The 24,447-nt window shown below is 46.7% G+C and carries 29 protein-coding genes; 7 read left to right on the top strand and 22 right to left on the bottom strand.

Going from position 1 to position 24,447, the window contains the following annotated elements; genetic code table 11:
- From rplF to rplC, 15 genes are all read right to left on the bottom strand, one after another.
- The coding region (gene rplF, locus ACUVJL_RS34805) for a 50S ribosomal protein L6 (protein WP_445249986.1) at positions 1–494 on the bottom strand (494 nt) is incomplete at its 3' end.
- A gap of 121 nt (positions 495–615) precedes the next feature.
- On the bottom strand, positions 616–1,020 hold the full coding sequence (gene rpsH / locus ACUVJL_RS34800; RefSeq protein WP_006634988.1) for a 30S ribosomal protein S8: 405 nt from the start codon (positions 1,018–1,020) through the stop codon (positions 616–618).
- A gap of 22 nt (positions 1,021–1,042) precedes the next feature.
- Positions 1,043–1,588, bottom strand: coding sequence for a 50S ribosomal protein L5 (gene rplE, locus ACUVJL_RS34795; RefSeq protein WP_333130249.1), 546 nt, complete (start codon positions 1,586–1,588; stop codon positions 1,043–1,045).
- 184 nt (positions 1,589–1,772) lie between these two features.
- Positions 1,773–2,138 carry a 50S ribosomal protein L24 gene (gene rplX, locus ACUVJL_RS34790; protein ID WP_445249985.1) on the bottom strand — a complete coding sequence of 122 codons (366 nt, stop codon included), beginning with the start codon at positions 2,136–2,138 and terminating at the stop codon, positions 1,773–1,775.
- Position 2,139: 1 nt separating this feature from the next.
- The gene (gene rplN, locus ACUVJL_RS34785) at positions 2,140–2,508 is read right to left on the bottom strand and encodes a 50S ribosomal protein L14 (RefSeq protein ID WP_172190401.1); all 369 of its coding nucleotides are present in this window, start codon (positions 2,506–2,508) and stop codon (positions 2,140–2,142) included.
- Between the two features lie 108 nt (positions 2,509–2,616).
- The gene (gene rpsQ / locus ACUVJL_RS34780; protein WP_006634992.1) at positions 2,617–2,865 is read right to left on the bottom strand and encodes a 30S ribosomal protein S17; all 249 of its coding nucleotides are present in this window, start codon (positions 2,863–2,865) and stop codon (positions 2,617–2,619) included.
- A gap of 38 nt (positions 2,866–2,903) precedes the next feature.
- Entirely contained in the window at positions 2,904–3,215 is a 312-nt protein-coding gene (gene rpmC, locus ACUVJL_RS34775) for a 50S ribosomal protein L29 (protein WP_445249984.1), read from the bottom strand.
- 158 nt (positions 3,216–3,373) lie between these two features.
- Positions 3,374–3,793: a 50S ribosomal protein L16 gene (gene rplP, locus ACUVJL_RS34770; RefSeq protein WP_333130255.1), complete on the bottom strand. Its 420-nt coding sequence runs from the start codon at positions 3,791–3,793 to the stop codon at positions 3,374–3,376.
- Between the two features lie 115 nt (positions 3,794–3,908).
- Positions 3,909–4,640, bottom strand: coding sequence for a 30S ribosomal protein S3 (gene rpsC / locus ACUVJL_RS34765; protein WP_332958391.1), 732 nt, complete (start codon positions 4,638–4,640; stop codon positions 3,909–3,911).
- A gap of 111 nt (positions 4,641–4,751) precedes the next feature.
- The gene (rplV, locus tag ACUVJL_RS34760) at positions 4,752–5,111 is read right to left on the bottom strand and encodes a 50S ribosomal protein L22 (protein WP_445249983.1); all 360 of its coding nucleotides are present in this window, start codon (positions 5,109–5,111) and stop codon (positions 4,752–4,754) included.
- Positions 5,112–5,208: 97 nt separating this feature from the next.
- A complete protein-coding gene (gene rpsS, locus ACUVJL_RS34755) occupies positions 5,209–5,490 on the bottom strand; it encodes a 30S ribosomal protein S19 (RefSeq protein WP_242719699.1) in 282 nt (93 codons plus the stop codon).
- An 86-nt stretch (positions 5,491–5,576) separates the two neighbouring features.
- Positions 5,577–6,440 carry a 50S ribosomal protein L2 gene (rplB, locus tag ACUVJL_RS34750; RefSeq protein ID WP_445249982.1) on the bottom strand — a complete coding sequence of 288 codons (864 nt, stop codon included), beginning with the start codon at positions 6,438–6,440 and terminating at the stop codon, positions 5,577–5,579.
- 175 nt (positions 6,441–6,615) lie between these two features.
- Positions 6,616–6,924, bottom strand: a complete 309-nt coding sequence (locus tag ACUVJL_RS34745; protein ID WP_332958394.1) for a 50S ribosomal protein L23 — start codon at positions 6,922–6,924, stop codon at positions 6,616–6,618.
- Complete coding sequence (gene rplD, locus ACUVJL_RS34740) at positions 6,917–7,549, bottom strand: 50S ribosomal protein L4 (RefSeq protein ID WP_190745451.1); 633 nt, start codon at positions 7,547–7,549, stop codon at positions 6,917–6,919. Before rplD ends, ACUVJL_RS34745 begins: the two co-directional genes overlap by 8 nt.
- A gap of 183 nt (positions 7,550–7,732) precedes the next feature.
- The gene (rplC, locus tag ACUVJL_RS34735; RefSeq protein ID WP_333121163.1) at positions 7,733–8,368 is read right to left on the bottom strand and encodes a 50S ribosomal protein L3; all 636 of its coding nucleotides are present in this window, start codon (positions 8,366–8,368) and stop codon (positions 7,733–7,735) included.
- A 430-nt stretch (positions 8,369–8,798) separates the two neighbouring features.
- On the opposite strand from rplC, the gene ACUVJL_RS34730 reads away from it, so the two are divergent.
- The 4 genes from ACUVJL_RS34730 (at position 8,799) to ACUVJL_RS34715 (ending at position 11,022) form a co-directional block, all read left to right on the top strand.
- Entirely contained in the window at positions 8,799–9,275 is a 477-nt protein-coding gene (locus ACUVJL_RS34730; RefSeq protein WP_445249981.1) for an NAD(P)H-quinone oxidoreductase subunit N, read from the top strand.
- Between the two features lie 118 nt (positions 9,276–9,393).
- Complete coding sequence (locus tag ACUVJL_RS34725) at positions 9,394–9,999, top strand: vWA domain-containing protein (protein ID WP_445249980.1); 606 nt, start codon at positions 9,394–9,396, stop codon at positions 9,997–9,999.
- 73 nt (positions 10,000–10,072) lie between these two features.
- Positions 10,073–10,642, top strand: a complete 570-nt coding sequence (locus ACUVJL_RS34720) for a salt stress protein, Slr1339 family (protein WP_445249979.1) — start codon at positions 10,073–10,075, stop codon at positions 10,640–10,642.
- Positions 10,643–10,896: 254 nt separating this feature from the next.
- On the top strand, positions 10,897–11,022 hold the full coding sequence (locus ACUVJL_RS34715) for a hypothetical protein (RefSeq protein ID WP_445249978.1): 126 nt from the start codon (positions 10,897–10,899) through the stop codon (positions 11,020–11,022).
- Positions 11,023–11,038: 16 nt separating this feature from the next.
- On the opposite strand, the gene ACUVJL_RS34710 is transcribed toward ACUVJL_RS34715, so the two are convergent.
- From ACUVJL_RS34710 to ACUVJL_RS34685, 6 genes are all read right to left on the bottom strand, one after another.
- On the bottom strand, positions 11,039–11,248 hold the full coding sequence (locus ACUVJL_RS34710; RefSeq protein ID WP_445249977.1) for a hypothetical protein: 210 nt from the start codon (positions 11,246–11,248) through the stop codon (positions 11,039–11,041).
- Positions 11,249–11,321: 73 nt separating this feature from the next.
- A complete protein-coding gene (locus ACUVJL_RS34705) occupies positions 11,322–11,888 on the bottom strand; it encodes a deoxycytidylate deaminase (protein WP_445249976.1) in 567 nt (188 codons plus the stop codon).
- A complete protein-coding gene (locus ACUVJL_RS34700) occupies positions 11,885–13,414 on the bottom strand; it encodes a thymidylate synthase (protein WP_445249975.1) in 1,530 nt (509 codons plus the stop codon). Before ACUVJL_RS34700 ends, ACUVJL_RS34705 begins: the two co-directional genes overlap by 4 nt.
- Positions 13,415–14,024: 610 nt before the next feature.
- On the bottom strand, positions 14,025–16,265 hold the full coding sequence (locus tag ACUVJL_RS34695) for an ATP-binding protein (protein WP_445249974.1): 2,241 nt from the start codon (positions 16,263–16,265) through the stop codon (positions 14,025–14,027).
- Positions 16,266–16,373: 108 nt separating this feature from the next.
- Positions 16,374–17,705, bottom strand: a complete 1,332-nt coding sequence (locus tag ACUVJL_RS34690) for a sensor histidine kinase (protein WP_445249973.1) — start codon at positions 17,703–17,705, stop codon at positions 16,374–16,376.
- Positions 17,698–20,463 (bottom strand): ATP-binding protein, encoded by a 2,766-nt coding sequence (locus tag ACUVJL_RS34685; protein ID WP_445249987.1) that lies wholly within the window; start codon positions 20,461–20,463, stop codon positions 17,698–17,700. The genes ACUVJL_RS34690 and ACUVJL_RS34685 overlap by 8 nt, the downstream gene beginning before the upstream one ends.
- Positions 20,464–20,584: 121 nt before the next feature.
- Between ACUVJL_RS34685 and ACUVJL_RS34680 the strand changes: the two genes are divergently transcribed.
- Positions 20,585–20,773 carry a hypothetical protein gene (locus ACUVJL_RS34680; RefSeq protein ID WP_445249972.1) on the top strand — a complete coding sequence of 63 codons (189 nt, stop codon included), beginning with the start codon at positions 20,585–20,587 and terminating at the stop codon, positions 20,771–20,773.
- An 874-nt stretch (positions 20,774–21,647) separates the two neighbouring features.
- Here ACUVJL_RS34680 and ACUVJL_RS34675 read toward each other — a convergent pair.
- Positions 21,648–22,271 (bottom strand): Uma2 family endonuclease, encoded by a 624-nt coding sequence (locus ACUVJL_RS34675; protein WP_445249971.1) that lies wholly within the window; start codon positions 22,269–22,271, stop codon positions 21,648–21,650.
- A gap of 145 nt (positions 22,272–22,416) precedes the next feature.
- On the opposite strand from ACUVJL_RS34675, the gene ACUVJL_RS34670 reads away from it, so the two are divergent.
- Complete coding sequence (locus ACUVJL_RS34670; protein ID WP_445249970.1) at positions 22,417–22,986, top strand: HD domain-containing protein; 570 nt, start codon at positions 22,417–22,419, stop codon at positions 22,984–22,986.
- Positions 22,987–23,036: 50 nt separating this feature from the next.
- Positions 23,037–24,170, top strand: a complete 1,134-nt coding sequence (locus ACUVJL_RS34665) for an ABC transporter ATP-binding protein (RefSeq protein WP_445249969.1) — start codon at positions 23,037–23,039, stop codon at positions 24,168–24,170.
- Positions 24,171–24,447 lie beyond the last annotated feature (277 nt).

Genomic DNA, 24,447 nt, shown 5'->3' with positions numbered 1-24,447 from the left:
CTGTAGCGAATGCCTTTGCCCTTATAGACTTCGGGCGGACGCACCGCGCGGATGCGGGCTGCTGTATTGCCTACGAGTTCTTTGTCAATGCCGGAGACAATGACGTTGGTGTTGCCTTCAACTGCCATTGTGATGCCTTCTGGAGGAGGCATTTCCACCGGCTTGCTGTAACCGACGTTTAAAATCAGGTTCCGTCCTTGAACCTGTGCCCGATAACCTGTGCCGATAATTTCCAGGCGCCGCTGAAAACCTTGAGATACACCTTCGACCATGTTGGCGACTAGGGTGCGGCACAAGCCGTGCAGTTGTCTGGCGACGCGAGATTCGTCTCTGCGGGTAACGAGTAAAGTCTCGCCTTCGAGTCCCATGAGGATTTCGGCTGGGATAACTCGGGAAAGTTCACCTTTAGGGCCTTTGACGGCTACTTTTTGACCGTCTAGGGTGATGGTGACTTTATTGGGAATGCTAATCGGACGCTTGCCAATTCGCGACATAGTTTTTGTCCTTTGTTTTTAGTTATTAGTCCTTGATTATTAGTCTTTAGTTATTAGTCTTTAGTGATTGATTTTGGAGTCTATTGCCAACGACCAGCGACTAATGACTAATGACTAATGACTACCAAACATAACAAAGCACTTCACCGCCCAAACCTTGGCGTCGAGCTTCTCTATCCGTCATAATGCCACTGGAGGTAGAAATAATGGCTATGCCAATTCCGCCTAACACTCTGGGCAATTCTTTACGGTTCGAGTAAACGCGCAGTCCTGGTTTGCTGACTCGCTTAAGTGCCGTGATAATGGGCTTGCGAGTTTTACCTTTGTACTTTAGAGAAAGCACTAAATGTCGGTTTATCCCTTCTGCTTCTGCTTCTTCAAATTCGCCGATAAAGCCTTCACTTTTGAGGACTTGGGCGATGCTGCGGGTCATTTTTGTAGCTGGAATTTGCGTTGTTTGGTGGCGCGCCATGCAAGAATTGCGAATGCGCGTCAACATATCTGCTATGGTATCGTTAGCTGCCATGTTTTGCTTCTTACTCTAGTGCTTAGTTGTCCCGGAACGGCATTCCCATTTCTTTAAGCAACGCGCGTCCTTCTTCGTCGGTGTTTGCTGTGGTGATTATTGAAATGTCCATGCCTCGAATTTGATCGATGCTGTCATATTCTATTTCTGGAAAAATTAGCTGTTCTCTCAGACCCAAGCTGTAGTTGCCACGCCCGTCAAAGCTTTTGGGGCTGATGCCGCGGAAGTCGCGGATTCGGGGGAGTGCGAGGTTGATCAGCCGATCGAGAAAATCGTACATCCGATCGGCGCGCAGCGTCACCATAACGCCGACGGGTACTCCTTTGCGGATTTTGAAGCCTGCGATCGCTTTTTTCGCCCGCGTCACCACTGGTTTTTGCCCGGTGATGATGCCAATTTCGTTAATCGACGAATCCAGTGCCTTAGCGTTTTGAGATGCTTCTCCCAAACCCCGGTTCACTGTGACTTTGACGAGTTTGGGCACCTGATGGATATTAGTATATTTAAACTGATCCATCAGTGTCGGAACGATTTTTTCTTGATAAACAACCTTGAGTTTGTCCGGCATAGTTTTTGTGTTTCGTTAACTGTCCCTGGGCTTGGTCAGGGAATTATTAGTTGTCAGTTGTCCGTTGTCAGTTGTCCGTTGTCAGTTGTCCGTTGACTGTTGTCAGTTGTCAGTTGTCAGTTGTCAGTTGTCAGTTGTCAGGAAAGCATTGGTCAGCTAATGACTAATGACTAATGACTAATGACTAATTATCAATGATTTCTCCGGTTTTTTTGAGTTTTCGCAATTTGCGGCCATCTTCCTCGCTAAAGAAGTAGCAAACACGGCTAGCTACTTTCTCTTTTTCGGAATAGTGCATGACATTTGAGCTGTGAATGGGAGCCTCAAACGTGACTATTTTGCCGGATTCTCCCTCTTGCTGGGGCTTGACGTGCTTGGTTCTGATATTTACACCTTTAACAATTACTTTGCTGACTTTAGGATATGTCTTTAAAATTTGTCCGACTTTTCCTTTCTCTTTGCCAGTAATTATTTGCACGGTGTCGCCTGCTTTGACGTGCATTCTGTAGCGCTGCAGTTCGCTAGTTGCTTTACCCTTTTTTCCGTACATTTTAAAGTACCTCCGGGGCTAAGGAAACGATTTTAGTAAAGTTTTTGTCGCGCAGTTCGCGGGCTACGGGGCCGAAAACGCGAGTGCCTCTAGGGTTGCCGTCTACGTTGATAATAACGGCGGCGTTATCGTCAAAACGAATGCTCATGCCGCTGTCGCGGCGCAGACCTTTGCGGGTTCTGACTATGACGGCCCGGACGACATCTGATTTTTTGACGGCCATATTGGGGATGGCGTCTTTGACGACGGCAATGATGACATCGCCGACTCCGCCGTAGCGGCGGTTGCCGCCTCCCAATACGCGGATGCACATCAGTTTGCGGGCTCCGCTATTGTCGGCGACATTGAGGTATGTCTGGGGTTGAATCATGGTGATTGTTGACTGTTAACTGTTGACTGTTAACTGTTGACTGTTGACTTTTGACTGCTAGTTGATTGTTAATTTTTGATCAGGAGATCGCGATGTCGCAATTAACTGTTAGCCGTTTTTTGTCCCGAAAATCTCAGCAACCGTCCAGCGTTTGGTTTTGCTCAAAGGGCGAGTTTCAGTGATGCGGACCCGATCGCCCGATTTGCACTGATTTTCTTCGTCGTGAGCTTTGTACCGCTTGGTGCGGACTACGATTTTGCCGTATTTGGTGTGGGAGGAGCGGTTTTCGATTGCTACCACGACGGTTTTATCCATCTTGTCGCTGACTACTACGCCAACTCGTTCTTTAATTGCCATAGCTACCTATTTTTATTGTTCAATTGAGTTTTTTTTAGCTACTGTGCGATCGTCGGCTCGGCTGCTTCTGACTCTTGGCTGACTGTTGCGGTTGGAGCAGGCTGTGCTGCCTCTTGAGATGCGGCTAATTTTTCTGCCGCCTCTGCATCAGCAGCGATTTGGCGCTCGCGTTCAACTGTCATCAATTGAGCGACGCGGTGCTTGACGTGCTTGAACAGGTGAGGCTTTTCCATGCGGCCGGTAGCTTGCTGGAGCCGCAATTCCATTAGTTGGCGCTTGGCGGCTAAAATTTGCTCTGCTAGTGCTGCATCGCTTAATTCTCTAGCTTCTTTAATCTTGGGCAAAGACATAATTGTGTGCTTTCTCGTTAGCGAGCGGTATGACAGAAGACAGAATTGTCTAGATGCTGAATGTCGAAGGAAAGAAAAGTTATGAATGGCAGATTTTAAATTGGTGTAGCAGTTTAAAATTTTGACCAATGCCGACCTAGTTCTACCTTCGATTATCGCTATGACTGGTCTTCTTCGCGGGTGATGAACTTGGTTTTAATTGGTAATTTGAAAGATGCCAAACGCATTGCTTCGCGCGCAGTTTCTTCACTTACGCCACCAATTTCAAACATTACCCGACCGGGTTTGACTACGGCAACCCAAAACTCAGGTGCGCCTTTACCGGAACCCATCCGGGTTTCTGCTGCGCGCTGGGTGACTGGTTTGTCTGGAAAAATGCGAATCCAGATTTTGCCACCCCGGCGGATATAGCGGGTCATGGCGCGCCGTCCGGCTTCTATTTGGCGGGAAGTTATCCAGGCTGGTTCGATGGCTTGGAGCGCGAAGTCGCCAAAGCTAACTGTGTTGCCGCGGGTGGCAACACCGCTCATTCGCCCGCGCTGTTGTTTGCGGAATTTGGTTCTTTTAGGGCTTAACATGGCGAAAGGGAGTTGGGTAATTGGTAATTGGTAATTGGTAATTGGTGATTGCTAATTGCTAATTGGTTTGAAACCATTGACACTTAACAAGTGACAACTAACAGTTAACAATTAGCTAGCCTTCGTTCGATCGATCTTCAAAGTTCTGGCGGCGGCGCTTTTGTTTGGTGCGGGGAACTGCTGCATTTGGTGCAGCCTCCTGCTGTTCCTGTCCGGGAATAATTTCGCCTTTGAAAACCCAAACTTTAATGCCCAGAATACCGTAGATGGTTTGAGCGGTGCAGTAGGAATAGTCGATGTCGGCCCGCAGCGTGTGCAAAGGGACTCTTCCTTCGCGCGTCCATTCGGTACGTGCGATTTCTGCGCCGTTGAGGCGTCCGCTGACTTGAATTTTGATGCCTTGGATGCCTACTTTTTGGGCGCGGGTGATTGCTTGGCGGACTACTCGGCGGAAGGATACGCGCCGTTCTAGTTGCTGAGCGATGTATTCTGCGATCAGTGTGGCATCGGCATCTACTCGCTGAACTTCGACGACGTTGATGCGGATTTGGCGGTTGCTGCCGAGTTGCTGCTGCAAACCGACGCGCAAAGTTTCGATGCCAGCACCACCGCGGCCGACGACAACGCCCGGTCTGGCGGTGAACACTTCTAGGTCGATTTGATCGGCTTTGCGCTCAATTTTGACCGAGGAAATGCCAGCATTGCTGAGGGTTTTGCGGACGTACTTGCGAATTTTATAGTCTTCTTGCAAGAGTTCGGGATAGTTTCTCGGGTCAGCAAACCAGCGAGAGCGGTGCTCTTGGGTAATGCCGAGGCGAAAACCAATTGGATGTATTTTTTGGCCCATAATAGTTGATGAGTTAATTGGTAATTGGTAATTGGTAACTGGTAATTGGTAATTGGTGATTACCTGTTTTTTCAACTTTAAGCTGTTTATTACCTATTACGTTTTCCCTGGTTAGTTTTCTAAGATCGGAGCCACTACTACGGTAATGTGACAAGTTGGCTTGCGGATTTGGTAGGCACGACCTTGAGCGCGGGGTCTGAATCGTTTGAGGACTGGGCCTTGGTCTGCGTAAGCTTGAGAAACTACGAGCTTGGCTTTATCCAATCCTGCGTTGTGTTCGGCGTTTGCTACTGCCGATCGCAAAACTTTGACGATTGGTTCGCAGGCGCGGTAGGGCATGAATTCGAGTAAAATCAGCGCTTCTTGGTAGCTTTTGCCGCGAATTTGGTCGAGGACGCGGCGCACTTTGAACGGGGATGTTCTGATGTAGCGGGCGATCGCCTTAATTTCGTATGTGGTATCTATAGCCATGAAGATTTTGGTAATTGGTAATTGGTAATTGGGGAAAAGGTAATTGGTAATTGGTAATTTTTTTTTCCGACTACCTCTTACCTGTCACCTAATTAGGCTATCTTTTTGCCTTTTTATCACCACTTTTAGCGTGACCTCTAAAGGTACGAGTGGGGGAAAATTCTCCGAGTTTGTGACCTACCATTTGGTCGGTGAGGTAGACGGGTACGTGCTGTCTGCCGTTGTGAACGGCGATCGTGTGGCCTACCATTTGGGGCAGGATTGTGGAAGATCGCGACCAAGTTTTAATTACTTGTTTTTGGCCGGCGGCGTTGAGTTTTTCGATTTTTGTCATCAGATTATCTGCGACAAACGGGCCTTTTTTTAGAGATCGAGACATGATTTTGGTAATAGGGAATTGGGCATCGGGCATCGGGCATTGGGCATTGGTAATTTGTTATTTCCAATAACCCATTACCCATTAAACTAACTTTGTCTACCGCCCTTGCCGCGCTTGGAAGATTTGCGGCGGCGCCGGACGATTAAAGCGTCGCTGCGCTTGTTTTTGGGTCGAGTTTTTGCACCCAATGCTGGTTTACCCCAAGGAGTGACAGGCCCCGGACGTCCAATAGGAGCTCTGCCTTCGCCGCCGCCGTGCGGGTGGTCTACCGGGTTCATGACGCTACCGCGAACGGTGGGTCTGCGACCTTTCCATCGGGTGCGGCCGGCTTTACCGAGGCTGATGTTTCTGGCGTCTGTGTTGCCGACTTGACCGATGGTGGCGTAGCAGTCGGCGCGGACTTTGCGCTGTTCGCCGGAGGGCAGTTTGAGGGTGACGTAGCTACCTTCTTTTGCCATTAGCTGAGCGCTTGCGCCTGCGGAACGAACGATTTGCCCGCCTTTACCTGGTACTAGCTCGACGTTGTGGATGCTGGTACCGAGGGGAATGTTCTTCAGGGGGAGGGCGTTGCCGATTTCGATCGGCGCGTCGGGACCTGAGATAATTACTGTACCGACGTTTAAGTTGAGCGGGTGCAGAATGTACCGTTTTTCGCCGTCTTTGTAGAACAGGAGGGCGATGCGGGCGTTGCGATTGGGGTCGTATTCGATCGCCTTGACGGTAGCGGGAATGCTGTGTTTGTCGCGGCGGAAGTCGATGTCTCTATACAGCCGTTTGTGACCGCCTCCCCGGTGGCGACAGGTGATGACGCCTCGGTTGTTGCGGCCTTGTTTGGTGTGCTTGTTGCTGGTTAGAGACTTTTCTGGTTCTGATCTGGTAATTTCAGCGAAGTCCGAGACGGTCTGTTCCCGGGTGCTGGAGGTATAAGGTCGGTAAGAACGGATGCCCATAATCGATCTATTTTAGATTTTGGATTTTGGATTTTGGATTTGACGTTTATCGATTTTAGATTTTAGGTTGAAGATTGGCGATCTTTGGTTAACTTACGAGTTTTCTGGTTCGAGAATTTCCACCAGTTAACCGCAATTTAAAATCTAAAATCTAAAATCTAAAATCCAAAATCGTCTAGACTTCTGGGAATAGGAGTTTGCGGATCGAGTCTCCGTCGGTCAGAGTTACGGTTGCTCGCTTGTAAGAAGGTTTAAAGCCGACGAATTTGCCAACTCGACGCTTTTTGCGCGGCGGGTTTTGGGTGTTTACGCCGATGACTTTAACCTTAAATAGTTCTTCGATTGCAGCTTTGATTTGAGGCTTGGTCGCTTTGGGGGCTACGTCGAATGTGAATTGATTTAATTCCATCATTCGGGTAGCTTTCTCGGTGAGAATCGGACGCTGGATCAAATCTGCGTAGTCGCGGGGGTCGATTTTACTCACCGTAAATCTCCTGAATTTTAGCTATGGCTGTAGATGTGACGATAATTTTGTCAGCCGCGAGAACGTCGTAAACATTCAGGGAAGTTGCCAAGATGACGTTTACTAATTCGATGTTTCGTCCTGATAAGTAGACGTTTAGTTGCGGTTCTGGCAAGATTAACAGAACTTTTGTATCGGGTTCGATACCCCAGCGGGCGATCGCACTCAGCAATTCTTTGCTTTTCGGTCTCGGAAATTGCTCTGCAAATTCTTCAACCACAATTATGTCTTCGGTGCGACTTTGGAATGCTGTCCGCAAAGCGAGACGGCGTTCCTTTTTGTTCATTTTGACTTCAAAGTCTCTCGGTTTTGGCCCGAAGATGACACCGCCGCCCCGCCACAGCGGAGAACGGATCGAACCTGCTCTGGCTCGGCCGGTGCCTTTTTGACGCCAAGGTTTGCGGCCACCGCCTCTGACTTCCGATCGAGTTTTGGTGGAAGCATTTCCTTGACGGGCGTTATTCATTTGCCGCGTCAATGCTCTGTGAACGATGTGAGACGCATTTTCTTCTTTGGCTACGCGCAGTTCTAAAGTTGTTTCCCCAACTTCTTCGCCTTGCCAATTTCGCACTACACAATTAACCATATCTTTTGTCCTTTGTCTGTTGTTAGTTGTCTGTTGTTAGTTATCTGTTGTTAGTTATCTGTTGTCTGTTGTCTGTTCTCAGGTCTTAGTTTTGGGCTCTTAGTTTTGGGCTCTTAGTTCTTGCTTGCTACTAACCGCCAACGACTATCTACTGACTGCTGACTACTGACTCATGACTACTGACTAACGTCCTACTTTTTTCTCAGGCACAACATTGACTAAGGCGCCAGCTTTGCCGGGAACTGCTCCCTTAATTAGCAGCAAATTCTGCTCTGTATCCACCCGGACAATTGTTAGTTTACGGACGGTGACTTGAACGTTGCCCATACGTCCCGCCATTTTTTTCCCGGGATAAACGCGACCGGGAGTAGTTCCAGGTCCGATCGAGCCTGGCTCGCGGTGGTTCTTGGAACCGTGAGACATGGGACCTCGTTTAAAGTTGTGGCGCTTTTGGAAGCCTGCAAAACCTTTACCGATGCTTGTACCGATGACATCTACTATTTGTCCCGGTGTAAAAGTATCTGCTTTTAGTTGTTGGCCTAATTCAAAGGAACTGGTATCTTCCAAGCGGTATTCCTGCAAGTGGCGCAATGGATTCGCCCCCGACTTGGCAAGGTGTCCCAATTCTGGCTTGTTGAGAGCCTTTGGTTTTACTTCGTTGTATCCGACTTGAACGGCACCGTAGCCGTCAGTTTGTTTTGTTTTGATTTGAGTTACTGTACAAGGCCCTGCTTGTATGACGGTGACGGGGATGGCTCTCCCTTCGGCGTCAAACACTTGAGTCATGCCTAGTTTGGTGCCAAGAATGCCTACAGACACGGATTTTTTTCCTTTTATTTACGCAAGAGGTTTCGGATTGCGAAATTTACGTCAATCCGCTTGCTCTTGTGCAGAAACATTTATTTCAGTGTTCCTGCAATTAACTGTTATCAACCAACAGCCTTCCTCGGTGTTTAAAATTTGAGTTTTAAATTTGGGAGCGAGCTTGTGGAAGTCTTGCAAGGGTTGAGATTCGCGGCTTTTTACCGACTCTATCTCCGAGTTTGATCTCGGTCTTGCTTGTTTGTGCCAGGACTTGAGCAGCAAACCACTCAGTATCCTTTACGGCGACAATTCACAATAGTACATGAAGTGTTTGCCGTTTGTCAAGGCCGCGATGAGAAAGTTTCGCCTCAACTTTAGGATTTATAATATTTCCAGCTCACAAGCAGCGATCGACCAAATTTAAAAGAGCAGGCAAAACAAATTTATGGGACTGATTACGACGGGCTCGGATGTGATTCGGGATTTGGAAAAGTCGGGGTCGCTGGCCCTGTACGTTCCTTTAGAGGGAGGATTTGAGGGGCGCTACCTGCGGCGGCTGAGGGCTGCGGGTTACGGTGCGTACACGATTTCGGCCCGGGGTTTGGGTGATTTGGCGATGTATTTGACGGGGGTTCACGGGGTGCGGCCGCCGCATTTGGGCAAAAAAACTACTGGCAATGAATCGGCTGTAGGTTATACGTACTACGTGCCACCGCTGTTGCAAACTCAATTAGACAATTTGCCGCCGAAAGCAAAAGGACTCGTGCTGTGGATTATTGAAGGGCAAATTTTGTCGAGTCAGGAGATTGAGTATTTGACTGTTTTGCCGACCTTAGAACCGCGAGTTAAAATAGCAGTGGAGATGGGGGGCGATCGAGCTTTTAGCTGGAAGCCACTTAAAGATGCTTTAGTTGCAGCTTAAATTCGGCTATTTGCGATCGCAAATCAACTAAAAAACGCAGCGAGCAACTAAAGCTCAACAGCTTCTGCTCGCTGGTTTTGCTCTTTTTGGGAAAAACTTAATTAACAGGAAAAATCATATGCTTCAGAACCGCGATTATACCATCATTATTGACAAAAGCGGCAGTATGTACACGAAAGACCATATGGGCGGTAAAAGTCGGTGGGCGCTCATGCAAGAATCAACGATCGCCTTGGCGAATAAATGCGAAGAGCTCGATCCTGATGGCATAACAGTTTATTTGTTTTCCGGTCGCTTCAAGCGCTACGACAACGTAACATCCGCTAAAGTCGTGCAAATTTTCCAAGAAAACGAACCTTCTGGGACTACGAATTTAGCTGCTGTCCTGCAAGACGCTCTAAACAGTTTTTTTCAGCGCAAAGCATCCGGTAAGACTCAGCAAAATGGGGAAACAATATTAGTGGTAACGGACGGGGAACCGGACGATCGCAAAGAAGTGATGAAAACGATTATAGAAGCTTCGCGGAAGCTCGATCGAGATGAAGAGTTGGCGATTTCTTTCATTCAAGTAGGGGATGCGCCGGAAGCTACTAAGTTTCTCAAAATATTGGATGACGAACTGCAAAGCGCCGGGGCTAAATTCGATATCGTTGATACTGTCACGATGGATGATATGGAAGGAATGACCCTGACCGAGGTATTGCTGAATGCAATAATTGATTGAGGGGCGGCCGAAGTTCACGCGATTATATTTGTGCCAGTTGGCTAAGCAGCATTTTTTTAGGGGGGTTTAAGTTATGGAGTCGATCGATCGCCTGTTAGCTGAACTTAAGGCAGAGTATCAAGCATCTCAAAAACAAGCTGATGATTTGAAAAGTCAGCCGCTGGTGCAAGGACAAGCGCCTTTGAAACCAGCAGCAGTGCCGTCAAATCCCACATTTAAAACATTAGATATAGATTTGTATGCTGGTGCTTTGGACAAAGATTTAGCTGAAATTAAGCAGGAGTTACGCACTCCGACCCAGGAAACCGGGTTTTTTTACGAAAAAACTTCGCTGCCGCCCGCAGATTCGGAAAAAAACCCGGTTTCTGCACCCACCTGCGTAAATCCTATTAAGGCTGAGCACGAAGCACAAAATAAAGTTCAGGAAGTGGCTTCACTGGAACCGCAGCCAGCAGAAAAAGTCACGGCGCCGCAGTTGGACGTAGAAACGCACAGACAGAAAGTTAGGCAAGCTCAGGTTTGGCTGAAAAAGTTGGATAAGAATTCCGATGAGGGATATTGGTTCGATCAGTTTGCTTTTAAGTATTCTTCGAGGATAGATGCGGCGATCGACTATTTGCAAGCTGTGAATGAGTTTGATTGAGCGATCGAACTTTCCAATCCAACACCCAAAATATTTGACTTGACAGCTAGGACAACGCCTGCGAGTCAGGTTTTTTTTGTTTAAAGGCTTGGACTGCTTTTGCCCTGCCTGTTGCGCGTGTAAACGCCGAAGAGTCACGTTTTGTCGTCCTCCCAAAGATAGTCTTTCTCAGCAAAGCGCCCCAAAAACAAAACTAGAAAATCTCTAGTGGCAGCTTTGTTAATCTTTGCTAGTCCTGCTTATGAACAGGCAAGATGCCTGTTCCACAAGAAAATTTATCTTTTGTGGAACAGGCATCTTGCCTGTTGCTGACAATGGTGCAAGATATCAGTAAAAGCCTATGTCAGAGAAATTACCTGCACAAGCCGCTCCCCTGCTAGCCTTGTCGCCGACGCTTTAACGATTTCCGGCAAGCCGGCCAACCGCATGATTTTGCTCGGCGATCGCAAAGGGGTTAAGGGCATCATTCACCGCTTGCACAGTTTGGGGATAGCCGAAGTGGGCACGCGCAAGCAAGTTGACACGAACTCGCAACCCGGGAGAAGTCATCAGCATCCTGAAGCGTTCTAGAGGACAAGAAAAAGCTTGAGAAAATGCCCGTCTCACAGCTAGCTTTGAAGCGGTAAAAACTTCTCCCCAACCCCTTTGGTGCAAACAGAGGGGTTGGGGGGGTTAGGTTTTACTGTTTGCCTGGGCCTATAATTCCTGTTACAGTATCTTTTGGGACAGAGGTAGGATTCAGCAGAAATAAAGCCGCTCTTTTTGCTGTAGTTTCAGATAGCTTAATTTGTTTGAGTTCAACAAGACCTTCCGCGATAAAAGAATCTCTCAAAGCAGCTTTTTCTCCGCTGTTAAAAACAGTTTCATAAAATACTTCCCGAATGCCAGCAGAAATGATTACTTTCAAACAATAAATGCAGGGTTCTAAAGTCACGTAAATGCTAGATCCAGCGGTAGATATGCCGTGTTTTGCAGCGGTGGCGATCGCATTAGCCTCAGCATGAACCGCCCGCGACGGCAAAGTTTTGCTGGCATCGCAACTGCTCAAACCGGGATAGCAGAAGCCTTGAGCCGTGCAGTGTACCGAACCTGACGGCGAACCGTTGTAACCGGTTGCTAAAACTTGCCTGTTTTTAGCTATCACCGCGCCTACAGGAAAAGCCAGACAAGTCGATCGAGTAGCGGCCAATTTTGCTAACATTAAGAAGTATTCGTCCCATGTCGGTCTTTCTTCTTCTAAATTCATCTTCTGTCCTGGATGTATTGGTTGCTTGTTTTCAGACACTGGGCCGCCTTCTGCAATTCTATGCCCAAATAACCAATATGCTCGGGTTGGATGGCCGGGGAAGCCGCACAAATTTCTCGCACTAACTTGAGAGGATTTTTTCCAGAATAACAGGTGACAGCTTCGCCGCTGCCGGGGGTGGTTTGCGTGACAACTATTTGATTGTCGGCTACTTCAACTAAAAAATTGCCTGCTGCATCGAAAAAGTCTCGATCTTCGCAGATTTTAGCATATTGGGTTTGAATTAGTCGATCGGCATTTTCAAAGGTATCGTCATACAAGTGAGCCGATTGACTCAGCGTTACCAACGGGCCCATCGTCAAATTGTAATCGGAACGCTTGGCAATTTCATCTCGAATGTGCTGCTGCAAAGCCCGCAAACCCATTGCATTTGCCGGCCACGCCGCAAACATATCGTTACTGCGGAGAGTTGCAGTTAGCGATATTTCCTCATCCACAACTCGCACCCAAATGTGATTCAAACAAGGGCTACCGCTGTGTTGGTGATCCGAGGAACCGTCAGACCTTCTGTTAATATTTCCCCCGGCATCCCACAAACTAATTACAGCACTTGCCGCGTCAATTTCCTTAATTAGTTTGGTAATAACTTCTTCGATTTGATCGCGTCCGAACCACGACCTCATCCGCTGTGCGTAGGTATATTTAATGCCTTCGCTATATGGGGCATCTTCCAGCATTTGCGGTTTGTACTGCTCGAGGAAATCACGGTCTATTGGTAAGTAATTCGGTTCAGGAAAATAGAACTCCGCAGGTTCATCTGTAATCACTGCCATTAAGTCGATTAATTCTTGCCACTGTCCGTCGTAACCAGTCGGTCGCAGCGTGCCGGTGGTCTTAATTCTGTGGATGATTTTTACCCAAGTTTCGGCGATAGTTTTGCCTTCAATTCTGTGTCCGTATTTCTGACCGGGGAGTACAGTCGGGACGATTTCGACTAGGGGAAAAGTTACGGGTTCTCCCCAAGGTTCAACAGATTCTTTTTGGGCAAAAGACTTGACAAAGGTCACTGTGTCTGCTATATTTTTTGCTTCTTTCCATTCGATGGAATGACGCAATAGTTCTAAGGCTTCTGCTGCTATTTCAATATCGATGTAGCCAAATATTGAAGATTTAATTAGCCAGCAATCTCTGCCAGTATCGCTTTTGCCGGCTTCAAAGCCGTTGCGAAAAAAGTCGAGCAAGCACGCTGCAGCACCCGAGTTGCGGTCTTCTTTGGTAGCGTTGAGAATTACTAAAAAGCGGACGTGGGGATTGCACAGCAAGTTTCTAATTAAGAAGTTGATGCCGCGAGTAGGAGAGTACAGTTGTCCGATGACAGCAAATTCGTTGGGTTGTAATTTTTTGCCGATCGCACTTTTTACTGTCCAGCCGCTGACAATGGCTGTTTGCCCCGTTCCGCAAATTAACTGATTGGGTTTGTATCGGGGTTTGTACTCAAATTTATTGACTAGATTTGTGGCTGTCATCAGAACTATGGGCGCAGCGTAGCGCAGGGTTGAAACCCCGTCCTTTTAGGACGGCTTTACATTGAATTGAATCCCCTCGCGGGGTGGAGGGGTATGGTTGCCCCTCCGCTGAGGTATGGTTGCCTCAATCTCTTTTCAGAGTAAAGTTAGCTTCGCCAAAGTTTTAAGAGCTTGTTAGGTTGAAAGCACTGTTCCAGTGACCTTAGAACTGTTTAACTCTCAACGACAGAGCAAAGGACTAGCTACGCATCCCAGGGTGTCGTGACTCCAAAAACGTAGTCAGTTAAGACTGAGGCTGGTCAGAACGGCTTGTTAGATTTCTCCTTCAAGCCTCATGCCTTGATAGCTGAGGTTCCTGACGGTTTACCGTTTTTTGCACCGCGTACTACTATATCAATAGTTTGGATAGTTTGAAGGGGCGATCCTTTCCGAGGGCTGCGCTAACGGGCGGAACACTTCGAGAGTTGAGATAGAATGCAGCCACGGAATGAGGAACCTTTAATCACGGTCATCTTCCTGTTGTGAACCAGTCCTTTGTAGCTTGTTTCATCAACTTCAGTGCCGTGCGATCGCACGAGCCAATGACAACTACTCACTCTCTACATAGCTGCTAATGTCTCAACTTCTGTGTGAGCGGAATTTGAATTACAAACTCCGTACCTTCTCTCGATTGTGAACTGCAACTTAAAGTGCCCTGATGCAGATCGGTGATGATTTGATAACTAATTGCCAGCCCCATGCCAGTGCCACTTCCAATCGGCTTGGTTGTAAAGAAGGGGTCAAAGATTTGCTGTTTGATAGCTTCTGGAATGCCGTTGCCGTTATCCCTGATTCGGATCTCGGCCCGACTCTCGTCGATGAAGTCCGTATGAATGGAGATTGTGGGAGTAATTTGTTTTCCATGCTTGATCGCGATTTCAATGGCGTCAATGGCGTTAGATAAGATGTTCATAAAAACCTGATTGAGTGGTCCCGGATAGCACTCCACCAGGGGAAGAGAACCATAGTTTCGCAGGATTTCTATTTTTGGATGATTCAGCTTGGGCTTGAGACGGTTACCCAGAATAACCAGCGTGCTATCAATGCCATCATGGATATTGATAGATTTAACTTCTGCTTCATCCAGTCGAGAGAATGTTCGTAATGCTAAGACAATTTGTCGAATTCGTCGCGCCCCCTCTTTCATTGATTCGATCACCTTAGATAGATCCTTAGCTATAAAATCTAAATCCATCGCCTCTGACTGCTGTGCGATCGCTTCTGGAGGTTCGGGGTAATGAGTCTGGTAGGCTTGCACAAGTTTTAAGAGTTCTTGAGTGTATTCATCGGCATAACCGAGATTGCCATAGATGAAATTCACTGGGTTATTGATTTCATGGGCAACTCCGGCAACTAGCAGCCCCAAACTCGACATTTTCTCGCTTTGAATCAATTTAGTCTGGGCCAGTTGTAGTTCTCTGAGGGCAGTTTCAACTTCATTCTTTGCCCCTTTTAGCTCGGCCGTGCGTTCTTCGACTCGATGCTCTAATTGTTCATTGGCTTGTTCCAGCGTGTTAAATGATTCCTGTAACTGTTGAGCCATACGGTTAAAGGACTGCGTGAGTTGTTGCAACTCATACACAGATGATTCTGTCACCGCTTGGCTCAGAGATCCGGCAGCCATTGCCGACGATGCTTGATTGAGCTGCAAAATCGGTTGAGTAATCCAGCGACTGGTGAGTATGCCAATTCCCAGAGAAATAGCTAGCGCCAGTAGACTTAACAAAATCGTACTTTGAGTATTGGCATTAATTTGTGCCATAAAGTCTGATTCTGGAACAGTGACAACCACCAGCCAGTCAATGCCCCTGCCATCTTGAAAACGAGTAACTTGCACGAACTGGCGTTCACCGTTAATGGAAAACTCAAGCTGCTGAAATCCCTGGATCAGGTCGAAATCTTGAAACTTCTCTAGCAAAAACTGGCTTGTTTTCTGAGTGGTGGAATTTTCGCTATCGATCGCATTGAGTCGTTCAACCCGCTGTTCTGGCAGTTGCACAACTTTGTCTGCATAATATCGGAACGGTTTTTCCCCTGTAGAGGTGGCAATCAATTTTCCAGAGCGCTCTAGAATAAAACTTTGTCCGGTGGTGCCTATTTTGAGGCTTCTGAGAAAATCCCCAATCATTGACAAGTTTAAGCTCGCCATCCACACGCCTTGCAGCTCACCTGCCCAGTTGTATATGGGTTTGCCAGGGGCAATATACATAGTTTTGCCAGTGATGTGCGGAAACACTTTTCCCCAGGTTGCTTCCCTCTGCTGGACTGGAATTTTGTAGTAGGCCCGTTTGCGTGGGTCAAAGTTCGGCTTGCCAGCGTTTATGACTTCGAGTCGATCGCCACTTGAGTTAGTACGGTAGGTTGTCAGCGCACGGTTATTTTCTACGGAAGAAGTGCGGATCACGATCGCACCATCATCTTGCCGCTCAGCCCCAAAAAACTCTTGGTTGGTTGTAATCAACGCTGTCAGGCTGAGATTCCTAAAGGCAGGAAGTTGTCGCCACAGGAACTTCTCTATATCCCTTCCGTTATTAAGGTCGATCCGGTTTTGGCTTAGTGCAGCTTCATAACTTTCAAACGCTTGAAAAGGACTCGCAACCAAGTGAGTTAGATTTTGTGCGATGCGTGAGCTCGTCTCGTTGCGTAACTGAGCAGCTACATCGTTCACTGCCTTCTGTCCATTCCTGAAGGAAAGATAACCGACAATACCCACTGTCCCCACCGTTTGAACAACAAATGGAACAATTAGGATCGCCTGTAATGGCACTTTAAAGGGCTTGGGGAAGAAAGGAGGCGATGATTCATTTGGCATACTGGGATTGTTCCGTTAATGGTATGGATAACAACGGTTGAGTTAAGTGGCGGCAGAGCGCCTTTGCAGTATCACCCATCATCTTTATGTCGCTGCTGCAACGATTTGTTATATTGCATCAACGCAGATCTTTGCCTGAATGTCTTTTACAGCGATCGCCTTTACCGGAATTGAAATCACAAACTCTGTACCTTCACCTAAAGTTGAGTTAACTTCTAGAGTTCCAGAGTGTTTCTCGACTACGATTTGACGAGCGATCGCCAATCCCAGCCCTGTTCCTTGCCCCACGCCTTTGGTGGTAAACAGATGGTCAAAGATTTTTGGCTTCACCGCAGGAGTCATGCCAATCCCATTATCCTGAATTCTGATCACTGCCTGAGATTCTAATAATTGGGTTTTGACAGTAATCTGGTTGGGTTTGGCTTTGATCTGAGCAAAACTGCGTCCAGTATTTGATTCCTCAAGGGCATCGATCGCATTTGCCAGCACATTCATAAATACCTGATTCAACTGTCCGGCAAAGCATTCTACCTGTGGCAGATCGCCATAGTCTGTGATGACTGGAATTTCCGGGCGACATTCGTTGGCTTTGAGGCGATGCTTGAGAATCAAGATTGTGCTGTCAATGCCGTCGTGGATATTGCAAGGAATGGGGCGATCGCAATCCGAACGCGAGAAAGTTCTTAAACTCGTGCTGATTGCGTTAATGCGATCGACTCCTTTTTGCATCGAATCGATTAACTTAGGTAAATCCTCTTGTAAATATTCCAAGTCTACTTCCTCCAGGAATGCCTGTAGCGTGGCACTTGGATAAGCGAGTTCTTTTTGGTAGAAATCTATCACTTGAAACAGGTCTTTAATATAGTTTTGAGCTGGTTTCAGATTGGCAGCGATAAAGCCAAGGGGATTATTAATCTCGTGGGCGACACCCGCCACTAAATTGCCCAAAGCAGACATTTTTTCTCTCTGTACTAAATGAAGCTGAGACTGTTGCAGTTGTGTAAGTGCTGCTTCTAAATCAGCCGTTTGCTCAGCTACACGCTGTTCGAGATTTTTAGTTAACTGTCGTAGCTGCAAATGAGTTTTCACCCGTGCTAGCACCTCTTGTTCTTGAAATGGTTTGGTGATGTAGTCCACAGCACCCAACTCAAATCCTTTCTCCTTACTCTGGGCATCGGAGAGAGCCGTCATAAAAATGATGGGAATACTGGATGTTTTCGGATCTGCCTTCAGACGTTGGCAGGTTTCAAAGCCGTCAATTCCTGGCATTTGAACATCGAGCAAGATCAGATGGGGAGGATAAACTTGGACTCTCTTAAGAGCGCGATCGCCGTTGATTGCGGTTGCTACTTCGTACCCCGCATCACTTAAGGTTTCACAAACTACTTCTAAGTTTGCAGGGGTATCATCCACCACCAGAATTAATTCAGGACTAGACATCGGCTTTCTTCTCTGTGAGATGTTGTTGTAGCAACTCTTCAATCTCTTCGGCTTTAAATTGCTTGGCTAACTGAAGAATTTGTGAGGCAAAATTAGCGTAGCGAGGGCTCGAGTGAGCAAGATGCTCTGTGTGCGATCGTAGCCGTTTTAAGTTGCCTTGCTGTGCCAATTCTAGTAGAGATTTTAACTCTACAAAGTTCGGAATAATCATCTCTTCTGGGTTCTCTAATCCAGTCGTTGGAGTGGATGACCCCGAGTCGTTTGAGGCTGTTATTTCATATTTCCATTCCAATTCCAAATGAGTGGCTAAGAGGTTAAATAATTCACTGATTTCCACTGGCTTTGCCAGGAAATCATTTCCCCCTGCATCTAAACTCATCTGTCGATAGGCTTGTGCCACTGATGCAGAAGAGACAATGATCTTCTGGTGTTGCAAATCCTTTGCACTGCGAATTTGTTTGAGCAGTTCAAAGCCATCCATGACTGGCATCACCAAGTCTGTAATCACTAAGTCAGGTTGAGAATGTCGTATTTTTTCCAATCCTGCTTGTCCATTTTCGGCATCACTAACTTGGAATCCTAGTGGCTCTAACAAGTTGACGAGAACGGCTCGGTTTTCCCAACGATCGTCTACCACCAGAATGCTACGTCGTTGTCCTTCGTAACCAATAATTTGTTTTCCTGTTGTGAAGGAGTTTTGCTGTACCCAATCGGTGGCGATCGCCAGTTCCACCTCAAAAAAGAACTCACTCCCGACTCCGGGTTGGCTGTTAACTTGGATTTGTCCGTTCATGAGTTGGACAATCCTTTTGCTGATCGCCAATCCTAAACCGGTGCCCTCGGCTTGGCGCTGGCGATCGCCCACTTGTTCAAAAGCCTGAAAAATTTTATCCAAATCATCGGGCGCAATTCCTACGCCCGTATCCTCAACTTGAAATTTGAAAGAGCGAGTGGACGGATTCGGATGATTCTCAACTACGGCAACCTTGAGCGTGACAGAACCTTTGTCGGTGAATTTAATCGCATTTCCCACCAAGTTGAGTAACACCTGACGCAGCCGTTTTTCATCGGCAAAAATCCCTTCAGACAACTGTGGATCGGGATCGTAAACGAAGTCAATGTTTTTTTGGTCGGCACGAATGCGGCAGATTTCAGCGACACCTTGGAGGAATGAGGGAAAGTGAATCGCTTGAGGTGTAATTTCTAATTTACCGGCTTCAATTTTGGACAAGTCCAACACATCGTTAATCAGCGTCAGCAAATGATAACCACACTGGTGAATTATTTCTACCCCATGACGTTCTTTCGCTGGCAATGCGCTGCTGCGGTTGAGGATTTGAGCATAGCCTAAAATACCGTTGAGGGGCGTGCGGAGTTCGTGGCTCATGTTGGCGAGAAATTCGCTTTTTGCTTGGTTCGCGCCATCAGCTACCAGTTTTGCTTCTTTCAGTTCTGCGGTGCGTTCCTCAACCCGGCTTTCCAGTTGGACAAAGGAGGTTTTGAGTTGACCTGCCATCTGGTTAAAGGAATCTGCCAGGGATTCTAATTCCCTAATGCCTTGCACCTCAACTGTTTGATCCAACTGTCCGAAGCTAATCGCCTGACTGGCTTTTTGTAGCTGCAAAATCGGTTTGGTAATCCAACGCGAAGTTAAGAAACCCAATGCGGTTGTCACTGCCAAAGCTCCTAGACACAGCAAAATTGTGGTGCGAGTATTGGCATTGATTTGTGCCATGAAATCTGATTCGGGCACCACAACGACGCTGAGCCAATCAATGCCTTGTTCGTTTCTAATGGGGGAAACTTGAATGAACTGTCGCTGATTGTCCAGCATAAAGTCAAGCTGTTGACTGCGTGTAATCGCTTTAGAGTTGCCCAGCCGATCGAAAATTGCTTGCGCTGTGGCACGAATTACAGGATTCTCAGACTTTATAGCGGGAATTTGTTGCAAGTCATCATTTTCTAGGTCAATGCTGTAAGGCTCTTTGATCGTTGAACTCGCAATCAGATTAGCCGACCGATCAATGATAAACGTTTGACCCGTTTGACCTACCTTTAGCTCACTCAGAAAGCGATGAATCTTGCTAATCCGAAAGACGCTATTTTGAACCCCCAACAACGCTCCATCCTTGCTATAAATGGGCTGGGACAGGGAAATTGCAGCCTCCTTGATACCTTTGCCCAAGAAAGGTTCTGCCCAAGCTGGTTTTCCTGTTTCCTGTGCAAGCTTATACCAACCTCGCTTCAGTGGGTTGAAATCTGGTTGAGTTTCTATCAGGGCAATATGTTGACCTTGGTCATCTAGGCTATAAACTGACCGCTGCGGGAGATTCGCTTTGCTACCGATTCGAGAAACGATGCTTCCATCTATTAGCTCCTCCATCGACAGGCTCGTGCCGTCAGGCTTGGCAATCGTCATTTGTTCGATGAGGTCTTGGCGGATTATCCACCAGCCCATCTGTTCCAGTTTCGCTATATCGGTTAAATCTAACTGGTTGTTCTGAGCCGCAGCCACAATTACTTGTCCGGTGATATAAGGTTTTTCCAAATAGTTCAGAACTTGCAGGTTGAGGCGATCGCTCATCTCTTGACGTAACTGACTGGCAACATCATTGACTGCCTTCTGTCCATTCCGCAGGGAAATATATCCCGTTAGCCCAACTGCTACGAAGATTTGTAGTACAAACGGGACAATCAAGAGCGATCGCAGGGAAAGTTTGTACTTAGGTTTAGATAGATTCAGGGATGAGTTTGACATAGAAATGCTAGTTGCTTGTATGGAAAATAGACTTGAGGAATTGCTAGCTTGATGTTCAATCCACCTTGGTAGAGCTTTCAAGGCGCTTAAATTCCTGGCTAGACACCGATGCTAACAATTAATGTCGTACCTCCAACAAGCAGTCGCATTAGCAAGTTGCGAGTGGTTTTCTCTTGTTCGCGGAAGTGCAACAATTGCTGAGTTGGTTGATGTTCCCTTGATTGGTGGAGTGGGAGGCGGTTATCAGCTCGGATCTGTTAGCCGAGTGTTTTTTTTAGTAAATCAGGCGATTGTTCTGGCTCAAATTTAAAGGCGATCGCACTCCACCAAAAATCTCTCAACCCCATTCCCATCGAAGACTACCGCTTATAGAAAATCGCATAGAAAGCCGAGGGCTTCTAGTCCTGGGAGGAATCTGCTGACCCTAAAGGTTCAGTCCTTTTAAGTCTAAGCCTCAGTCCCCTAATCAGAGTTATTAGCACAACTGGTTTGATTTCTCAGTTCGGGCTGGCAATATTTCTTTAGTAATTATTTCTCTTCTGGAGTGACGCCAAACGTAATAAATACCTCGGGCTGGGGCATGGACACATACCACAGTTAGAGATACCTTAATTATGGTGGTTAGGGTATTACACCACTTTACCGTCTAGAAACAAGTCAGTATTTGTAGATTGTGGAGAAAAATAATTAACTGTGATGCCCCCGCTCCGACTTGTTTTGCAAACACCCCTGTTAACAATTATACTGCTGCTTTGGTTCCTGAGTAAAGGCCATAACTCGGCAAAATCCAACGGGTAACAGACGAAGAAAAATTGATTAAGCTGTCGCGCATTTAAATTGCCTGTTCGACGCGGGCGGGACGCCCACCCCACAAGAGTTTTATTGTTTTTTGACATACAATTTAAATCCCGAACAGCTTACCCCATTATCATGAGGCAGAGTTGCCGCCTCATTCAAATCCAGAAAAAAGTCTTTGACGTTGATTGGAAAAAGCGGAACTTTGTATATCGATCGCGATCGACTGTATCAATACTTCTTTCGTTACCTGTACTTTGAGCTATCTTCAACTCGATTTAAACCCTCCCACCTTCTCATTAAACGAAGTTTTAACCTAAAATTTATCACCTGACATTTATTTTTTTATTAAGTTTTTATGGTTTTAATAAATTCGTTTAACAATTTCCTCAAGCCAACAGTTCACTGACGGCTACGCTAAAGCCTGCAAGTACAGTTTGAGTGTTAACAACTTCATCTGCATTAAACAACAGCCAACGTTGCCCTGCATTCACAAATATTAATCTAGCTTCAGGAAATAGCAACCAAACTTCTAAACATCCCGATTCCAAATATTCCTGAGCTTTCGCAAATAGCTCTTCGCCGCTATCTTCGGGGGAAGCAACTTCCGCTATCAAAGGAAAACTTTGGGAAAATGCTGTAAAATTGCCTGATTCTGGCAGCAGTTCAGGAGTAATGTAAGCAACATCGGGACGGCGGCCCTGCTTGCTAGTGCGACAAAGGACTTCTGTAACAACTTCTCCTCCCTGTTCGCTGGAATTTTTGTAATTTTTCCAGGAAGTAGCTAGATTAACTTGAGCGAGACCATGCTTGAATGTCATTCCTGTTTTCTCCACTAAGTTGCCGTCAACCCATTCCATTCTATCAGTAGGCTTGACTAAGAACTCTTCTAGAGATATGACTTTTTCAGGTTCAGATTCTGGGTGAATTTCTGCTATAACTTCTAATTTTGGCTGTGATTCTGGCTCTAATTTTTTGTCGGCATTTTTTTGTAAAATTGTAGTAACTGTCACAAGCGCCACCTCTTTTTGATGATTTTAAGTTTACACACGATCGCTGTCGATCGCATCTTTATGATCTGATTGAACTTGGTAGATTTTGTCTTTTCAACTTAGCCATATAATTTATATATCATAGCAATTCAGAAAGGTGACTTTCATGATTCTCTCAAACCGTTTTTCTGGAGCCCTCACCTATGCCACGGAATTGCACGCTACCCAAGTCCGCAAAGGTTCCGGGGTTCCCTACATTGCCCATTTGTTGGGCACTGCTAGTATAGCTTTAGAATATGGGGCAAATGAAGATGAGGCGATCGCCGCTTTGCTTCATGATGCGATCGAAGATCAAGGTGGCGTCACCACCCGCGAAGCCATCCGCCGCCACTTTGGCGATACCGTCACAGCGATTGTAGACGGATGTACCGACAGTGACGAGACGCCGAAACCCCCTTGGCGACAGCGAAAACAAGCTTATATCGATCGCATTTCTACAGCTTCTGGCTCAGTGAGATTAGTCTCGGCTGCTGATAAACTTTATAATGTTCGATCGATCCTGAAAGATTACCGTCAATTGGGCGACTGTGTTTGGGAACGCTTCAAAGGTGGCAAAGACGGTTCTCTCTGGTATTATCGTTCTTTAGTAGAAGCATTCCGCCAAGCTGAGTTAACACCTCTAGTTGAAGAATTAGAGCGCACAGTTTTAGAATTGGAACAGTTTTCTGAAGGCTGAAGACTGAAGGTAAAAATCACTAATTATCAATTCCCAATTACAGTCACAAAATGGCAAATGTTCGCTTAGACAATATTACCCGACGCTACCAAAACGTCACCGCGATCGAAAACATCAGCTTCAAAATCCCGGACGGGGAATTTTGGGTATTAGTCGGGCCCTCCGGCTGCGGAAAATCGACAATTATGCGGACAATTGCAGGTTTAGAAACGGCAACTTCCGGTAATCTTTACATCGGAGATCATTTAGTTAACAACATTCCGGCGAGACAGCGGGACGTTGCAATGGTGTTTCAAAATTACGCGCTTTACCCGCACATGACTGTCGCGGAAAATCTGGCTTTTGGATTGCGGATGCGGAATGTTGACCCGACTAAAATTCAAGAACGAGTGGAAACAGTAGCCCGATCGCTCTCGATCGACCACCTTCTCAAGCGTAAGCCCAAACAGCTATCAGGCGGACAGCAGCAGCGGGTAGCACTGGGAAGGGCGATCGCCCGCGAACCGAAAGTATTCCTTTTAGATGAACCGCTTTCTAACCTCGATGCTCAACTGCGAGACGACACTAGAGCAGAACTCAAACAACTGCATCAACGGCTGGGAATTACCACAGTTTATGTCACCCACGACCAAGTGGAAGCGATGACTTTAGCTGATAAGATTGTAGTCTTAAATAAGGGAAAAATTCAACAAATTGGAGACCCGCAAAGCATTTATGCGAAACCAGCTAACCGCATGGTTGCCACATTTTTAGGCAATCCCGCCATGAACATTTTGCCTGCAATTTATACTAACGAATCCTTTCTAGTGGGAAATCAACATTTAGCCTGTCCGCCCTCGATTCATAAAAAATTGCAGCCCAGAGAAGGACAAGGATTAGAATTGGGCATCCGTCCAGAAAATATAGAAATCTTTACGTCACAAACAGCTGAAGATGATGATTTGAAAACCGATGTTTGGGCATTAGAAAAAGTCCCTCTCGATTTAGAGGTAAAAGTCGTGGAACCTCTGGGGCGAGAAACTTTAATCCGGGCGAGTTTGCCTTTGTTGAGCGCTGAAACTACTGTACAGGTGCAAGTACCTGCGAGTGTTCGCTTGCGATCGGGCGATCTGCTGAGGGTACAGCTTGACTTCGATCGACTATTTATATTTGACCCATCCACAGGTGAGGCGCTGTATCCCTAACCGGATTCAACATTTCTAGACGCGCTGGTGCCCCGAAACCCGGTTTTTTCACAGCAATATTTCGTTGCAGCAGGCAAGTCTCGGTAAAAAACCCGGTTTCTCAGGGTGGCAGTGCGTAATTCCTATTCAATCTAAAATCTAAGGAATAAGAATTAAATAACTTCCACAAGTTTGTGGGATGGGCGTGCCCCCCCGCCATTTTTGTAGGGCGGGGCGGCCCAACCACAATAAACAATAAAAATTTTAGTTTTTTAATTAGCGATACAAACGAACAAAA

The organism is Microcoleus sp. OTE_8_concoct_300, from assembly GCF_031383065.1.
Lineage (GTDB): Bacteria > Cyanobacteriota > Cyanobacteriia > Cyanobacteriales > Microcoleaceae > Microcoleus.
Note: the sequence above shows the minus strand (reverse complement) of the source record. Positions and strands in the feature narration are given on the sequence as shown.

What these genes read in the sequence shown, in the direction of transcription:
- rplD (WP_190745451.1), bottom strand. Translation starts at nt 7,549, where the DNA reads ATGGTTAATTGTGTAGTGCGAAATTGGCAAGGCGAAGAAGTTGGGGAA.
- ACUVJL_RS34665 (WP_445249969.1), top strand. Translation starts at nt 23,037, where the DNA reads ATGGCAAATGTTCGCTTAGACAATATTACCCGACGCTACCAAAACGTC.
- ACUVJL_RS34730 (WP_445249981.1), top strand. Translation starts at nt 8,799, where the DNA reads ATGGGACTGATTACGACGGGCTCGGATGTGATTCGGGATTTGGAAAAG.
- rplV (WP_445249983.1), bottom strand. Translation starts at nt 5,111, where the DNA reads ATGGCTATAGATACCACATACGAAATTAAGGCGATCGCCCGCTACATC.
- rpsS (WP_242719699.1), bottom strand. Translation starts at nt 5,490, where the DNA reads ATGTCTCGATCTCTAAAAAAAGGCCCGTTTGTCGCAGATAATCTGATG.
- ACUVJL_RS34725 (WP_445249980.1), top strand. Translation starts at nt 9,394, where the DNA reads ATGCTTCAGAACCGCGATTATACCATCATTATTGACAAAAGCGGCAGT.
- rpsQ (WP_006634992.1), bottom strand. Translation starts at nt 2,865, where the DNA reads ATGGCAATTAAAGAACGAGTTGGCGTAGTAGTCAGCGACAAGATGGAT.
- rplN (WP_172190401.1), bottom strand. Translation starts at nt 2,508, where the DNA reads ATGATTCAACCCCAGACATACCTCAATGTCGCCGACAATAGCGGAGCC.
- ACUVJL_RS34715 (WP_445249978.1), top strand. Translation starts at nt 10,897, where the DNA reads ATGCCTGTTCCACAAGAAAATTTATCTTTTGTGGAACAGGCATCTTGC.
- ACUVJL_RS34690 (WP_445249973.1), bottom strand. Translation starts at nt 17,705, where the DNA reads ATGTCTAGTCCTGAATTAATTCTGGTGGTGGATGATACCCCTGCAAAC.
- ACUVJL_RS34720 (WP_445249979.1), top strand. Translation starts at nt 10,073, where the DNA reads ATGGAGTCGATCGATCGCCTGTTAGCTGAACTTAAGGCAGAGTATCAA.
- ACUVJL_RS34685 (WP_445249987.1), bottom strand. Translation starts at nt 20,463, where the DNA reads ATGTCAAACTCATCCCTGAATCTATCTAAACCTAAGTACAAACTTTCC.
- ACUVJL_RS34680 (WP_445249972.1), top strand. Translation starts at nt 20,585, where the DNA reads ATGTCGTACCTCCAACAAGCAGTCGCATTAGCAAGTTGCGAGTGGTTT.
- ACUVJL_RS34670 (WP_445249970.1), top strand. Translation starts at nt 22,417, where the DNA reads ATGATTCTCTCAAACCGTTTTTCTGGAGCCCTCACCTATGCCACGGAA.
- rplX (WP_445249985.1), bottom strand. Translation starts at nt 2,138, where the DNA reads ATGTACGGAAAAAAGGGTAAAGCAACTAGCGAACTGCAGCGCTACAGA.
- ACUVJL_RS34695 (WP_445249974.1), bottom strand. Translation starts at nt 16,265, where the DNA reads ATGCCAAATGAATCATCGCCTCCTTTCTTCCCCAAGCCCTTTAAAGTG.
- rpsC (WP_332958391.1), bottom strand. Translation starts at nt 4,640, where the DNA reads ATGGGCCAAAAAATACATCCAATTGGTTTTCGCCTCGGCATTACCCAA.
- rpsH (WP_006634988.1), bottom strand. Translation starts at nt 1,020, where the DNA reads ATGGCAGCTAACGATACCATAGCAGATATGTTGACGCGCATTCGCAAT.
- ACUVJL_RS34700 (WP_445249975.1), bottom strand. Translation starts at nt 13,414, where the DNA reads ATGACAGCCACAAATCTAGTCAATAAATTTGAGTACAAACCCCGATAC.
- ACUVJL_RS34705 (WP_445249976.1), bottom strand. Translation starts at nt 11,888, where the DNA reads ATGAATTTAGAAGAAGAAAGACCGACATGGGACGAATACTTCTTAATG.
- rplB (WP_445249982.1), bottom strand. Translation starts at nt 6,440, where the DNA reads ATGGGCATCCGTTCTTACCGACCTTATACCTCCAGCACCCGGGAACAG.
- rplP (WP_333130255.1), bottom strand. Translation starts at nt 3,793, where the DNA reads ATGTTAAGCCCTAAAAGAACCAAATTCCGCAAACAACAGCGCGGGCGA.
- rpmC (WP_445249984.1), bottom strand. Translation starts at nt 3,215, where the DNA reads ATGTCTTTGCCCAAGATTAAAGAAGCTAGAGAATTAAGCGATGCAGCA.
- rplE (WP_333130249.1), bottom strand. Translation starts at nt 1,588, where the DNA reads ATGCCGGACAAACTCAAGGTTGTTTATCAAGAAAAAATCGTTCCGACA.